The sequence below is a fragment of the Mesorhizobium sp. WSM4976 genome (assembly GCF_029625685.1).
Taxonomy (GTDB): Bacteria; Pseudomonadota; Alphaproteobacteria; order Rhizobiales; family Rhizobiaceae; genus Mesorhizobium.
Window position 1 is genome coordinate 102728 of the sequence record NZ_JARTVT010000003.1, and the last position, 13263, is coordinate 115990.

Annotated in this window: 13 protein-coding genes; 3 read left to right on the forward strand and 10 right to left on the reverse strand. The window is 63.3% G+C overall.

Features of this window, described 5'->3' with window-relative positions:
* Positions 1-5: 5 nt before the first annotated feature.
* Genes P9272_RS04580 through P9272_RS04590 form a run of 3 tightly spaced genes read right to left on the reverse strand, consistent with a single transcriptional unit; the run spans position 6 to position 2836 of the window.
* Entirely contained in the window at positions 6-722 is a 717-nt protein-coding gene (locus P9272_RS04580) for a FadR/GntR family transcriptional regulator (protein WP_128261158.1), read from the reverse strand.
* A 2-nt stretch (positions 723-724) separates the two neighbouring features.
* Entirely contained in the window at positions 725-1894 is a 1170-nt protein-coding gene (locus P9272_RS04585) for a mandelate racemase/muconate lactonizing enzyme family protein (protein WP_128261159.1), read from the reverse strand.
* 54 nt (positions 1895-1948) lie between these two features.
* On the reverse strand, positions 1949-2836 hold the full coding sequence (locus P9272_RS04590) for a sugar phosphate isomerase/epimerase (RefSeq protein WP_128261160.1): 888 nt from the start codon (positions 2834-2836) through the stop codon (positions 1949-1951).
* 399 nt (positions 2837-3235) lie between these two features.
* Here P9272_RS04590 and P9272_RS04595 point away from each other — a divergent pair, with 399 nt between their 5' ends.
* The 3 genes from P9272_RS04595 (at position 3236) to P9272_RS04605 (ending at position 6627) form a co-directional block, all read left to right on the forward strand.
* Positions 3236-4291 (forward strand): sugar phosphate isomerase/epimerase, encoded by a 1056-nt coding sequence (locus P9272_RS04595; protein ID WP_278159369.1) that lies wholly within the window; start codon positions 3236-3238, stop codon positions 4289-4291.
* 147 nt (positions 4292-4438) lie between these two features.
* Positions 4439-5626: a Gfo/Idh/MocA family oxidoreductase gene (locus P9272_RS04600; RefSeq protein WP_278159371.1), complete on the forward strand. Its 1188-nt coding sequence runs from the start codon at positions 4439-4441 to the stop codon at positions 5624-5626.
* A gap of 149 nt (positions 5627-5775) precedes the next feature.
* The gene (locus P9272_RS04605; RefSeq protein ID WP_278159373.1) at positions 5776-6627 is read left to right on the forward strand and encodes a sugar phosphate isomerase/epimerase; all 852 of its coding nucleotides are present in this window, start codon (positions 5776-5778) and stop codon (positions 6625-6627) included.
* A gap of 82 nt (positions 6628-6709) precedes the next feature.
* On the opposite strand, the gene phnE (P9272_RS04610) is transcribed toward P9272_RS04605, so the two are convergent.
* From phnE (P9272_RS04610) to phnL, 7 genes are all read right to left on the reverse strand, one after another.
* On the reverse strand, positions 6710-8077 hold the full coding sequence (gene phnE, locus P9272_RS04610) for a phosphonate ABC transporter, permease protein PhnE (protein ID WP_278159375.1): 1368 nt from the start codon (positions 8075-8077) through the stop codon (positions 6710-6712).
* A 1-nt stretch (position 8078) separates the two neighbouring features.
* On the reverse strand, positions 8079-9035 hold the full coding sequence (gene phnE / locus P9272_RS04615) for a phosphonate ABC transporter, permease protein PhnE (RefSeq protein WP_278159377.1): 957 nt from the start codon (positions 9033-9035) through the stop codon (positions 8079-8081).
* A 58-nt stretch (positions 9036-9093) separates the two neighbouring features.
* Positions 9094-10002, reverse strand: coding sequence for a phosphonate ABC transporter substrate-binding protein (gene phnD, locus P9272_RS04620; RefSeq protein ID WP_128261166.1), 909 nt, complete (start codon positions 10000-10002; stop codon positions 9094-9096).
* 140 nt (positions 10003-10142) lie between these two features.
* On the reverse strand, positions 10143-11000 hold the full coding sequence (gene phnC, locus P9272_RS04625; RefSeq protein ID WP_278159380.1) for a phosphonate ABC transporter ATP-binding protein: 858 nt from the start codon (positions 10998-11000) through the stop codon (positions 10143-10145).
* Positions 11001-11116: 116 nt separating this feature from the next.
* Complete coding sequence (locus P9272_RS04630) at positions 11117-11827, reverse strand: DUF1868 domain-containing protein (protein ID WP_278159382.1); 711 nt, start codon at positions 11825-11827, stop codon at positions 11117-11119.
* A 112-nt stretch (positions 11828-11939) separates the two neighbouring features.
* Entirely contained in the window at positions 11940-12557 is a 618-nt protein-coding gene (locus P9272_RS04635; RefSeq protein WP_278159384.1) for a DapH/DapD/GlmU-related protein, read from the reverse strand.
* A complete protein-coding gene (phnL, locus tag P9272_RS04640) occupies positions 12554-13261 on the reverse strand; it encodes a phosphonate C-P lyase system protein PhnL (RefSeq protein ID WP_278159385.1) in 708 nt (235 codons plus the stop codon). The genes P9272_RS04635 and phnL overlap by 4 nt, the downstream gene beginning before the upstream one ends.
* Between the last annotated feature and the right edge of the window lie 2 nt (positions 13262-13263).

Consider the following 13263-nt stretch of genomic DNA (forward strand, 5'->3'; position numbering starts at 1 on the left):
TGCACTCAGGCCTTCTCGAGCGCCGCGCTTTTCGGTTCTGTTCCGCGGCCTTCGATGATCCCTTTCCAGTAGCTCTCGGCGCCCTGCAAATGGGCGCTCATAAGAGCTTGGGCCAGGTTGCCGTCGCGACGCAGCAGCGCCTCGTAGATCTGGATGTGCTCGGCATGGGAGCGCACGCTGCGTTCCGGATCGTTGAAATAGATCGGCAGGCGTTGCTCGCCCATCAGGTAATAGACGCTGCAGATGTTGTGGAAGACGCTGTTCTTGGTGGCGCGCACGATCTCGAGGTGGAACTCGCGGTCCTCCTTGGCGAGGCCTTCGCCGGCGGCGATGCGCTCTTCGGATGCTTTCAGGATCTCGCGCAGGCGTTCGAAGTTCTCCTCGGTGGCGCGCGAGCAGGCAAGCTCGGCCGCCTTGATCTCGTGGATCTTGCGCAGTTCTACCGTCTCATAAATCTGCACCGGATCGAGCGGCAGGCCGGCGCGGGCAAACAGCGCCAGCGCTTCCACGCTCGCCTGCTTGGTGTCGATATAGATGCCGGACTTGGCGCGGCGCTCGACGATGCGCATGGCTTCGAGAATGGCGAGCGCCTCGCGGATCTGGCCGCGGCTGACGCCGAAATGTTCCGCCAACTCGCGTTCCGATGGCGTCCGGCCGGACTCCTTGTCCGAGTTGGCGAAGAGATAGGCGGCAAGTTCCGCGAGAAGGTTCTTTTCTTTCATCGTCAAATTCGTTGCGCGTGCGCCTCCAGGAATCGCTCGGCGATGGTGAAACCCAATCCAGGCTTTTCAGGGATCGCTATCATACCGTCCTTGGCTTCGACAGTCTCCTCGACCAGGTCGTGGATCATCGGATTGGCACCGAGCGAATATTCGATGATAAAGCTGGCGGGCGAGGCGGCGCACACATGCAGCCCGGCAAAGAAGCAGGGCGCGCCGGCCCAAAGATGCGGCGCGAAGCGCAGGTTGAAGGCGCTGGCGATGGTGCCGATCTTCATCGCCTCGCTGATGCCGCCGCAAAACGCCGGATCCGGCTGGAAGATGTCGGCCGATTTCAGGACCGCCAGATCGCGGAAAGCGTAGCGCGTCGCCTCGCTTTCGCCCGTAGCAATCGGCGTCGAGCCCGAGGCGCGCACCTCGGCCATGCCCGGCTTGTCGTCGGCGATCACCGGCTCCTCGAACCAGGCGAGGTCCAGATCGGCGGTGAGCTGGATGAAGCGTTTGGCCTCGGCGACGGTGTAGGTGCCATGCGCGTCGACCATCAAATCGACGTCCGGACCGATCGCCTGCCTTGCGGCGCGTACGCGCGCGGCCGAAAGATGCGGGGCGCCGTCCATGGCGCCGACGCGCATCTTCAGCGCCTTGAAGCCGCCCTTGGCGACGTAGGATTTCAACTGCTCGCCGATTGCGTCGGGGGAGGCCCAGCCGCCCGAAGCGTAGGCCTGCATGCGCTCGACCTTGCGGCCGCCGAGCAGTCGCCATACCGGCTGCCCGAGGGACTTGCCGAGGATGTCCCAAAGCGCAATGTCGACGGCGCTGATCGCCGCCACGCTCATGCCGCGCCGCGCCAGCCGCGGCATGGCATGGCCGGCATGCGCGGCCGTCTCGTGCCGCACGCCGTTATAGAGCATTTCCCAGATGATGCCGATGTCGGCCGGATCGCGGCCGATGATCTGCGGGCCGATCTCGTGGTTGAGCATATGGACGAGCGCGCCATAGCTGCCGGCGCTGCCGGCGGCGTTCTTGCCTTCGCCCCAACCGACCAGGCCGTCATCGGTCTCGATGCGCAGAATGGCGGCGTCGAACGTCGTCACCTGACCGAAGTCGCTGCGATGCTGCTTCGCGACTTCGATCGGGATGCGAACCCACCAGGCCTGGACGCTTTTGATGCGCATATTTTCCCTTCGACCCCCCGCCCGCCGGGCGGAGGACAAGCTTTGATCGGAGGTCTACTTGATCAGCGGCAGCAGCGTTTCAGCGGTGATGCGCATCTGGTCGGTGTAGAATTTCTCCGTAAGCACGCTGGAGCCGTGGTCCTGGATGAATTTGAGCTGCTCGGGCGAGATGTCGACCGGATTGCGCTCGACCATGTCCGGATAGGGTGCGGCCGGCGTGCGGTCGACAGGGGCGACGAATTCGTTGGTCAGCGCGCCGTCATAGCCTACTTCCTTCAGCGTGCGCACGATCTTCGGCCAGTCGATCTGGCCGAGCCCGGCGGCAAAGCGGTTGTTGTCGGCGACATGGAAGTCGAACAGGCGCTTTCCGACCTGGCGGATCGCGTCATAGACGTTAAATTCCTCCATGTGGATGTGGTAGGCGTCGAGGCAGACGCCGCATTCGGGGCTCACCGCGTCGGCGAGCGCGAGCGCCTGGGCGCCGCGATTGAAGAGATAGGTCTCGAAGCGGTTAAGCGGTTCGATAGCGATCCGGACACCGACCTTTTTGGCATGGGAGAAGCATTCACGCGTGGCGTCGACGACCCAGCCCCATTCCTCCGCCTCGGTGCCATCCGGCACCACCTTGCCGACGGTGGCGGGCACCAGCGTGATGATTTCGCCGTCGAGCTCGCTCACCATGGTCAGCACGTCCTTGACATATTGGACCGATCGCTCGCGCTGGCCCTGGTTCTTGGCGGCGAGGTTGCGTTCTCCCAACATCAGCGTCACCGAACCCCAGCAACGGATGCCATGCTCCTTGAGCAGCGCGCGCGTCTCCTTGGTCTTGTACTGCTCGGGCTCGCCGGAAATCTCGATCGATTCGTAGCCGAATTTCTTGATGCGCTTCAGCGTCACCTCCAGCGGCTCCGCCCGCATCCAATTGTGCGTCGAAAGATGCATGGTCTATCCTTCCCAGAATTCGCCTGTCACATTTTACCCCGCGAAGCCTCCGACAGAGGCGGCCGCACGTTTCCTCCCCAAGGCGTTGCCAGGTTTTCGTGAAACTGGTTCGACCAATTGGGCCTATCATGACGTCTACAGCAAATTTTCATGCGCGGCAAGAAGTGGGCATAGGAAGCTGAGCGTTCTTGACAATACCATGATTTCAAAAGGTAATTTCATATTCCTAAGGGCGAGCAAGTGGCTTCTTTTAGCTTTTCAGGCGCTTGACCGAATTACGGGATTTGGTAATACCAGAATGGCGTGGCGTTTAGATGCCGTCAGGACTGACCAAACAGGCTGGCCCTCGCTCCAATCGGCGCTATGCTTGGTCGCGAAAACAAGAGAGGGAGGATGCCGATGCCGACGACGATGAAGGGTCCCGGGCTGTTTCTGGCGCAGTTCGCGGGCGATGCCGCGCCGTTTAATTCACTGGCTTCGATCACCAAATGGGCGGCCGGCCTCGGCTATAAGGGCGTGCAGATCCCGACCTGGGACGGACGCCTGTTCGACCTCGAGAAGGCTGCCTCGTCGAAAGCCTACTGCGACGAGGTGAAAGGCATCTGCGCCGACGCGGGCGTCGAAATCACGGAATTGTCGACGCATCTGCAGGGGCAACTGGTGGCGGTGCATCCTGCCTACGACGCGCAGATGGATGGCTTCGCGCCGCCATCGGTGCACGACAACCCCAAGGCGCGCCAGCAATGGGCCGTCGAACAAATGAAGTTCGGGGCCAAGGCATCGCGCAATCTCGGATTGAACGCTTCGGTCTCGTTCACCGGCTCGCTGGCCTTTCCTTACCTCTATCCGTTCCCGCAGCGGCCGGCGGGGTTGATAGAGGAAGCCTTCGGCGAGCTCGGCAAGCGCTGGAAGCCAATACTCGATGTCTATGAGGACAATGGCGTCGATGTCGGCTATGAGATCCATCCATCCGAGGATGTGTTCGACGGCGCGACCTTCGAGATGTTCCTCGACGCGGTCGGCGGGCACAAGCGCTGCAACATCAATTACGACCCGTCGCATTTCCTGCTGCAGCAGCTCGACTATCTGGAATTCATCGACATCTACCACGAGCGGATCAAGGCGTTCCACGTCAAGGATGCCGAGTTCAATCCGACCGGACGGCAAGGCGTCTATTCCGGCTACCAGGGATGGGTGAACCGGGCGGGCCGCTTCCGTTCGCTTGGCGACGGGCAGGTTGATTTCAGCGGCATCTTCTCCAAGCTCACCCAGTACAATTACGATTCCTGGGCAGTGCTGGAATGGGAATGCTGCCTGAAGCATCCCGAGGACGGTGCCGCCGAAGGCGCGCCCTTCATCCAGCATCACATCATCCGGGTGACGGAAAAAGCCTTCGACGATTTCGCCGCCGGCACGACCGACAAGAAGCTGCTGCGGGCGATGATGGGGATTTGACCGGGGAACTTCCTTGAGATGGTTGGACTGCGGGTCCGGGCGGGGTTGAATTCCAAGCCGCGGCGGACCCTTATACCCCGCCCGACGCCGCGCGTCGGTCCCTCTCCGCAAGGGAGAGGGTAAAGAGCCTAGAGGAGAGGACGAAAAATGGTCGGCGCATCGAAGTCGGAAGCGGGAGGCGGCCCGATCCGCTACGGCATGGTTGGCGGCGGGCAGGGCGCCTTCATCGGCGCGGTGCATCGCATCGCGGCGCGCATGGACAACGACTTCGTGTTGGTGGCCGGCGCGCTGTCGTCGGACCCGGCGCGGGCGAAGGCTTCCGCCGCCGAGCTCGGGCTCGATCCCGCGCGCAGCTACAGCTCTTATGCGGAGATGGCCAAGGCCGAAGCCAAGCGTCCCGACGGCATCGAGGCGGTGGCCATCGTCACGCCCAACAATGTGCATGTGCCAGCGGCCAAGGCCTTCCTCGAGGCCGGCATCCATGTGATCTGCGACAAGCCGCTGGCGACCTCGCTCGCCGAGGCGAAGAAGCTGGCAGCGCTGGTCGAGAAGACCGGCAAGGTATTCGTTCTCACCCACAATTACACCGCCTATCCGATGATCCGGCAGGCGCGCGAGATGGTGGCCAAGGGCCAGCTCGGCGATATCCGCATCGTGCAGTCGGAATATCCGCAGGACTGGCTGACCGAGGACCTCGCCGCCACCGGCCAGAAGCAGGCCTCGTGGCGCTCCGACCCCAAGCAGGCCGGCGCCGGCGGCGCGCTGGGCGACATCGGCACGCATGCCTACAACCTCGCCCGCTTCGTGTCCGGGCTGGAGCTGGATTCTTTGTCGGCCGACCTCGACGCCTTCGTGCCGGGCCGTCAGCTCGACGACAATGTTAATGTCATGCTGCGCTTCAAGCCGGTCGGCAACAGGCATCCGGCCAAGGGCATGATCTGGGCAAGCCAGGTGGCGCCCGGCCATGAGAACGGGCTGAAGCTGCGCATCTACGGCTCCAAGGGCGGGCTGGAATGGGTGCAGGCCGATCCGAATTATCTCTGGTACACGCCGTTCGGCCAGCCGAAGCAGCTTCTGACGCGGGCTGGTGCCGGTGCGCTGCCGGTCGCCGCGCGCGTCAGCCGCGTGCCGTCCGGCCATCCGGAAGGCTATCTCGAAGGTTTTGCCAACATCTACCAGGAGGCCGCCCGCGCCATTCGCGCGGCGCGCCGGAAGGGCGGCAAGCCGGGCAAGGATGTTGTCTTCCCGACGATCGCCGACGGCGTCGAAGGCATGGCCTTCATCGAGGCATGTGTGAAGTCGTCGAAGAAAAACGGGGCGTGGACGAAGCTTTAGGGGTGCCGATATTCAGGTGAAGCCGGTCCGAAATGACCGCTTCCGGTGCCCAAGTGCATGAAGTTCGCTCCGGAATCCGTCGTTTGCGACCCTGCCTGACCTGAATCTCATCACCCCTTGAGCGAAAGGTGATGGGGAGGGGGGTGTCGATGAAAATCGGCATGTGCATGTTCTTATGGACCACCAGCGTGTCGAAGAAGCACGAGGCGCTGCTGAAAAACATCAAGGCGACCGGTTTTGACGGCGTCGAGATACCGGTCTTCGCGGGCGCGCCTGACGACTATAAAAAACTCGGCGACATGCTCGATCGTATCGGCCTTGAGCGCACCGCGGTCTCGGCCATGGGCGATCCGGCGATGAACCTGATCTCGCCGGATGCCGCGACGCGCAAGGCCGGCATCGACTATATGAAATGGGCGATCGATTGCAGCGCGGCGCTGGGCGCGAAGACGCTCAGCGGTCCGCTGCATTCGACGCTCGGCGCCTTTTCGGGCAGCGGGCCGACTTCCGCCGAGAAGAAGCGCTCGGTCGCCTCGCAGCGCGCCATTGGCGATCATGCCGGCAAGAAGGGCGTGACCATCGGGCTCGAAGCGCTGAACCGCTTCGAATGCTATCTGGTCAACACCATGGCCGACCTGTCGGAGCATATCGACACGATCGACCGGCCGCACATCAAGGCGATGTACGACACGTTCCATGCCAATATCGAGGAGGCCGATCCGATCGGCGCCTATACGAAGCATCGCCGCAATATCGTTCACATCCACATTTCAGAGAACGATCGCGGCGTGCCGGGGCGCGGCAACATTCCGTGGAAGGAGACTTTCTCCGCCATCCGCCGGACCGGTTACGACGACTGGCTGACGATCGAATCGTTTGGGCGCTCGCTGAAGGATCTGGCTGCAGCGACCAAGGTGTGGCGGGATTTCGCGGAGAGCCCGGAGGCGGTGTATCGGGAAGGGTACAAGCATATCAGGGATGGGTGGAAGGCTGCCGCGTAAACGCCTCTCCCTTCGTCATCCTCGGGGACTGCGCTGCGTCGCTTTGCTCCTTGCTCCGCCCCTGGATGACGAAGGCGCGAAACTACCCCCATTTAGCCTGCAGCCTATTATAATCATGCAGCGTGCGGCTGAGCCTGCGGCGCAGGAAGTTCGAGATGTTGTCGAAGATGAAGACGACGAGCAGCGTCAACAGCACCATGTAGAAGACGTTGGCCCAGTTCGAATTGGTGCGCATCGCTTCCCACAGCTTCAGGCCGATGCCGCCGGCGCCGACGGCGCCGATGATGGTGGCGCCGCGGGTGTTCGATTCCCACTGGTAGAGCGTCTGGCTGATGAAGACCGGCACCACCTCCGGCAGCACGCCATAGCGCTGCACCAAAATGCCGTTGGCGCCGGTCGAGAGCACGCCCTCGCGCGGCTTGTCGTCGATGTTCTCCAGCGCCTCGGAATAGGTTTTGCCGAGCGTGCCGATCTCGGTAAAGAAGATCGCGGCGCTGCCGGCCAGCGGCCCGGGGCCGAAGGCACGGGTGAAGAACAGCGCCCAGATCAGCATGTCGACCGAGCGCATGAAGTCGAAGAAGCGTTTCAGCACTTGGCTGAGCACGCCGCTCGGCGTGATGTTGCGGGCCGCGAAGAAGGCGAGAGGGAAGGCGACGATGCCGCCGAGCAGCGTGCCGAGGAACGCCATGACGATGGTCTGCAGCAGCTTCGTCCACACGTCGCCGTGCTGCCACTGGGCGTTGTTCCAGATGTTGGCGGCGGCCAGTGCGAGGTTCGATGTGCCAGGCTTGAGTTCCGGCCCGGAGACGAGCAGAGAGATCACCTCGCCGGCCGGCTTGCCGAAGAAGGGCGAGCGCGTGTCGAAGACGAAATTCGCCCAGCCGAGGAATCGCTTGCGCACCTTGACGCGGTCGACGGTGACGCGCACCTCGCCGGCAAAGCCCAGCTTGGCGACGATCTCGTCTTCATGGACGGTCACCCAGTCGGGCACCGGACCTGTGACCACCGGCTTGCCGCCGGTCAGCGATATCGGCACGGTCACGCCATTGGCCGTGATCGCCGCCCTGCTCTTGTCGAAGGTGACGGATTTGGCGCTGCCGTCGATCTGAACGGTAAAGGTGCCGTCGGAGTTCTTGATCACCCAGTCGGGATCGGGGTTCTCGCCGAGCGCCGAGAAGCGCGGATATTTCGGGGTGATCTCGGGCTGGTCGAGCCGGAATTCCGGCTGCAAATCATAGCTGATCCATTGCGACAGGAAGAGCGGCAGGCGCTCCCAATGCGACTCGCGCAGGACCTGCGGCAGGCTGAAGAACCACAAGGCATAGCCAAGATAGAGCACCGTGCCCGCGACCAGCAACAGCGGCCAGAAGCGCTTGTAGGCCGGCCGCTGGAATATCTGCGGATGGCGGTCTTCGATGGCGCCAATTTCGTCGACTGTCATGGCGGCCATTTCAAGCACTCATCAGGAAAGCCTGCTCGCCGACGAACTTGCGGCGGAGCCAGGCGGAGAACTGGTCGACGAGGAAGATGGTGATGAAGAGCAGGAGCACCAGCGCCAGCGTCTTGGCGCCGAAGCCGCGCGAGATGGCGAGCTTCAGCTCCTCGCCTATGCCGCCGCCGCCGACCGCGCCCATGATGGTCGAGATGCGCACGTTGATCTCGATTCTGAGCAGCGTGTACGACATGAAATTGGGCAGCACCTGCGGCAGGTCGGCGAAGCGCACGCGCTCGAACCAGTTGGCGCCGACCGCGCGCAGACCCTCCTCCGGGCGCATGTCGATGTTCTCGTTGATCTCGTAGAAGAGCTTGCCCAGCGCGCCGATCGAATGCAGGCCGATGGCGATGATGGCGGCGACGGGGCCGATCGAGACGATGGCCGCGAACAGGCCGGCAATGACGATCTCGGGGAAGGCGCGCAGCAGTTCCATGAAACGCTTGACGACGAGCCGCAGGATCGGGTTCGGCGTCAGGTTGCGCGCGGCGATGAAGGAGAAGGGAACGGCGAAGACGAAGCCGACGAAGGTCGAAACCAGCGCCACGTTCACCGTGGTCAGCATCAGCTCGAAATATTCGGGGATGTAGAAGCCGCCCCAGACATAGACGCGGCCGAGCGGGAAGTTGAATTCCTGCGTGCCCTTGTCGTTGGGCGAGGCGATGTCGAACAGCGCCCGCCAGACATCGTTCCAGTCCTTCGGGACCAGCCAGCTCAGGAAATCGAGGATATGCGGCAGCCGGTCGAAGAAGTGGCCGGCATTGGCCTCGTCGGCGAACCACATGGTCGCGAACATGGCGACAAGCAGCAGGCCGACGCCAAGCGCGGTGTAGAAGCGGCGCAGCGAAGTCTGGCGCCGCCAGGCGTCGGCCTGCTGGCGGGTGGTGTCGGAATGGAAAGCTGTTGAGAAGGTCATGATCGAGCATGCAAAAAGGGCGGCGCTGGAGGAGCCGCCGCCCTTTCTGATCTTGCCTTTAACCGCCGATAGCGGCTTTGCGGGCTTCGACGATGACGTTGTAGAATTCCGGCTTCACCGGGACGTAGCCGGTGAAGTCGCCCCCCTCGACGCCTTCGAAACAGGCCTTGTCCTTGGCCGGCAGGGCGGTGAAGAAGGCGGTAAGCTTGGCGGTCATGTCGTCGCCGAGCGCGGTGCGGACAACCAGCGGACCGTTCGGGATCAGCCCCGAGCGCCACACCTCGACGAAGTCGTTCGGGTCTACGGCGCCCTTGGCGACTTCCTTGTGGAAGGTGCCGGAGGTGTAGCCGTTCTTGAAGTCGCCGATGCCCGAAGAGTCGTCCACCGCAACGTCGACCTTGCCGTCACGCACGGCCAGGATGTTGTTCTCGTGGCCGCCGTTGAACTGGGTCGAGGCGAAATAGGTCTCGTTGGAAGCGCCGGTGTCCTTCGGGATCTGGGTCAGCGGGATCAGGTAGCCCGAGGTCGAATCCGGATCGGCATAGCCGAGCTTCTTACCCTTGGCCGACTTGATGTCGGTGATGCCGGAGGTCTTCAGCGCCAGGCCGACCGAATAATAGCCGGTCGAGCCGTCGGTTTGCTTGGTGGTGAGGATCGGGGTGACGGCTTTCGGGTCCTTCAGATAGACGCTGGCGTAGCCGGACGCGCCGAGCTCGGCGAAGTCGAGCGTGCCGCCGAGCAGGCCCTGGATGACGCCGTCATAGTCGGCGGCCGGGAACAGCGAAACCTTCTCGAAGCCGAATTCCGACTTCAGATGGTCGGCCAGGCACTGATAGTTGCGCAGACGGTCGGTCTCATTCTCGCCGCCGAGAATGCCGACGCGGAATTCCTTGATATCCGCGGCGTGCGCGGCGCTTGCCGCAATGGCGAGCAGCGAAACCGCGCCAAAAACCATCTTCCTGATCATTTGCTCTCTCTCCTGTTGTTCCGGCTGCGCGCCGGCGGCGTTCTGATTCTTCAAGTCTTGCCTTTGACGCTGGCGGGCGATCCGGGTTGCTCTGCCGAAATCCACGATTGCCCGGACCGACTGGGGTCGGGGCGGTGGACTCAGTAGCCAGGGAAGGCGGGTTCGAGCGGTCCGGCCAATGCGGTGATCTTCGGCCTGATGGTCACGCTGGTCGACGTGATCGCCTCGGAGATCTCGGCGCCGCTGGCATCGGCGCCGTAGACCATGCGTACGGCGTCGCGGTCGAGGTCTTCCGGAGCGCCGTCGAAGACGACCTTGCCGGCGGCCATGCCTATGATGCGACTGCAATAGGCGCGCGCGGTGTCCAGCGTGTGCAGGTTGGTGACGACGGTGATGCCTTCGCGCAAATTGATGTCTCGCAGCGAATCCATCACCACCTTGGCGTTGAGCGGGTCGAGCGAGGCAATCGGCTCGTCGGCCAGAAGCACCTTCGGCTGCTGCATCATGGCGCGGGCGATTGCCACACGCTGCTGCTGGCCGCCGGACAGCGTGCCGGCCGGCTGCAGCGCGGTGCGGGCGATGTCGAGGCGCTCGAGCGCGGCGACCGCCTCGGCGCATTCGATGCGCGTGAACATGCCGAGCAAATTGGAAACTGTGGAGCGATGATTGAGGCGGCCGAGCAGCACGTTGGTCAAGACGTCGAGGCGCGGCACAAGGTTGAACTGCTGGAAGATCATGGCGCAGTCGCGCTGCCAGCGGCGCAGCGGCGAGCCCTGCAGGGAGGAGACCTCGGCGCCGTCAAAAAAAATCGACCCCTGGCTGGGATCGATGAGGCGGTTGATCATGCGCAGCAATGTCGACTTGCCGGCGCCGGAGCGGCCGATGATGCCAACCATCTGACCGCGCGGGATCGAGATGTTGATGTCGCTGACAGCGGTGTTCTTGCCAAATCGTCGGGTAACGCCGCGGATTTCCAGCGTGGCCGATGATGCTGACATACCAAAGCTCCAGTCCGTCGCGGTTTTGCAGGTCTGTTAGCCTTCGCTAGCGCAGCCCGATGAAGCTGGGGTGTCGGATTGATGTCAGTTTTGTTACGAGTCACAGGCTTGGGGATTCAGCCAAGCATCAGCAATTCCTCGAAATGCTTCATGTCCCCGAAGCTGCAGAAGGCTGGAGCCTTCAACTCGATCACCGGCGCCTCGCGCTCGAGGAACGACAGGCAGTCGTCGAACAATTCCTGCCAGGCCGCGGCCCGCTCGTCGGCGAGGCGGCGGATCTGATAGGCGAAGGTGATGTGGAAGACATAAGTGTCATGGTCCGGATGGCGGTAGCCGAACGGCACGGACAGCGCATCGCGCCAGGCTTCCAGGACCTGGCGGTCTTCTTGGGTGGCGCCGGCGACGGTCAGGCCGGTCGGCACGACTTCGACAACTCTGATATTGAATGCGCCGCGACCACCGAAGCCTTGCAGGCGCTCGAGATAGAGCCGGGTCATATCGTCGATGCCGGTGTCGAGCGGCACATCCGAAGGCCAGTAGGGCAGACGGCGGCGATATTCGATGATGCCCTGGAAGAGCGTCATGTGGAGGCTGGAGATCGGCGTGAAGGCGAGGCGATCCGCGTCCGGCATGGCCAGCATGCGCTTGCGCACCTCGATGATCGCCGCTTCGGAAGGCGAGTCCTTGACCAGATGGCTGACGGCCGTGTTGCCCGGTTCAGGGAGGAAGTTGCCCGACGCGTCGTAACGGGTGCCGAGATGGACCGGCGGCGCCGGGTTGGAGCCTTCGAAGAATGCGGCGAGCGAGGGTCTAACAGTGGCGAGCATGGCGATCTCCTGGGGGAGATCGGCTTTTGTCCGAGTCATGTGTCAAGGATGTGAATGGTGAATGGTGAGAAAGAAGGGCTTCGTTGCCATTCACTATGACCATTCACCGAAATCAGTCGCCGTGTTTCTCGAGAAACGCCTCGGCCGACAATTCCCGAAAATCGTCGAGCGTGGCGCGCAGCCTTGCATGGTCCCAGTCCCACCAGGCTAAGGCCTGGTAACGCTCGGCGGTGCGGCGGTCGAAACGCTCGCGGATCGGTTTCGCCGGCACGCCACCGACGATGGTGTAGGGCGCGACGTCCTTCGACACCACCGCGCCGGCGCCGACCGCCGCCCCGTCGCCGACGGTGACGCCCGGCAGGATGGTCGAGCCGTGGCCGAGCCAGGTGTCGTGGCCGATGGTGACGCGCCTGGCTCTGCGCTGAGCGAAGAACTCGCTTTCGTGCTCGGCGTCGTCCCAATAATCCGACGCGCGATAGGTGAAGTGATGCAGCGTCGGCCGCCAGGTCGGATGGTTCGTGGCGTTGATGCGCACGCTCGCCGCAATGTTGGAGAACTTGCCGATGGTGGAGCACCAGACGGCACAGTCCTGCATCATGTAGGAATAGTCGCCGAACTCGCATTCGGCGACGCGGCTGCGCTCGGCGATTTCGGTCCAGCGGCCGAGCGTCGAGGTTTCGACCTGCGCCGTCGGATGGATCAGCGGCGTCTCCGAAAGTTTCTTGCTCATGCGGCGATCTTTCCGGCGGCGAAGGCGGTGACGTCGATGACGCGGTCGGCGACAGCATCGCGCACGTCGACGTCGTGGAAGATGCCGAGGAGCGCAACGCCCGCTGTCTTCTTGGCGTCGATGAGCTCGACCACGACGTCGCGGTTCCTGGCGTCAAGCGAAGCGGTCGGCTCGTCAAGCAGCAGGATCGGATGCTCGGTGATGAAGCCGCGCGCGATGTTGACGCGCTGCTGCTCGCCGCCAGAGAAGGTCGCCGGCGGCAGCGCCCAGAGTTTCTCGGGCAGATTGAGCTGCGCAAGCAAGGCGCGCGCTTTCTCGCGTGCCGCCTCCCTGTCCTCGCCACGCTCTACCAGCGGCTCTGCCACCACGTCCAGCGCCGAGACGCGCGGCACGGTGCGCAGGAACTGGCTGACATAGCCTATGGTGTGGCGGCGCACGGAAAGCACGGTGCGCGGGCTGGCGGAGGCGAGGTCGATCAGACCACCGCCATGCTGGACGATGATCTGGCCTTCATCGACGGCATAGTTGCCGTAGAGCATTTTCAGGATCGAGCTTTTTCCGGCGCCGGACGGACCGCCGAGCACGGCGCATTCGCCGGCGCGGATCGAGAAGGAGACACCCGTCACCACCGGCAGCGTGACGCCGTCGCGCAGATGCATGGTGAAGCTTTTGGCGACATCGGAAACAACAAGGGGCGTGGCCATCG

Coding starts and splice junctions, on each gene's coding strand:
- P9272_RS04580 (WP_128261158.1), bottom strand. CDS start 722: ATGAAAGAAAAGAACCTTCTCGCGGAACTTGCCGCCTATCTCTTCGCC.
- P9272_RS04585 (WP_128261159.1), bottom strand. CDS start 1,894: ATGCGCATCAAAAGCGTCCAGGCCTGGTGGGTTCGCATCCCGATCGAA.
- P9272_RS04590 (WP_128261160.1), bottom strand. CDS start 2,836: ATGCATCTTTCGACGCACAATTGGATGCGGGCGGAGCCGCTGGAGGTG.
- P9272_RS04595 (WP_278159369.1), top strand. CDS start 3,236: ATGCCGACGACGATGAAGGGTCCCGGGCTGTTTCTGGCGCAGTTCGCG.
- P9272_RS04600 (WP_278159371.1), top strand. CDS start 4,439: ATGGTCGGCGCATCGAAGTCGGAAGCGGGAGGCGGCCCGATCCGCTAC.
- P9272_RS04605 (WP_278159373.1), top strand. CDS start 5,776: ATGAAAATCGGCATGTGCATGTTCTTATGGACCACCAGCGTGTCGAAG.
- phnE (WP_278159375.1), bottom strand. CDS start 8,077: ATGGCCGCCATGACAGTCGACGAAATTGGCGCCATCGAAGACCGCCAT.
- phnE (WP_278159377.1), bottom strand. CDS start 9,035: ATGACCTTCTCAACAGCTTTCCATTCCGACACCACCCGCCAGCAGGCC.
- phnD (WP_128261166.1), bottom strand. CDS start 10,002: ATGATCAGGAAGATGGTTTTTGGCGCGGTTTCGCTGCTCGCCATTGCG.
- phnC (WP_278159380.1), bottom strand. CDS start 11,000: ATGTCAGCATCATCGGCCACGCTGGAAATCCGCGGCGTTACCCGACGA.
- P9272_RS04630 (WP_278159382.1), bottom strand. CDS start 11,827: ATGCTCGCCACTGTTAGACCCTCGCTCGCCGCATTCTTCGAAGGCTCC.
- P9272_RS04635 (WP_278159384.1), bottom strand. CDS start 12,557: ATGAGCAAGAAACTTTCGGAGACGCCGCTGATCCATCCGACGGCGCAG.
- phnL (WP_278159385.1), bottom strand. CDS start 13,261: ATGGCCACGCCCCTTGTTGTTTCCGATGTCGCCAAAAGCTTCACCATG.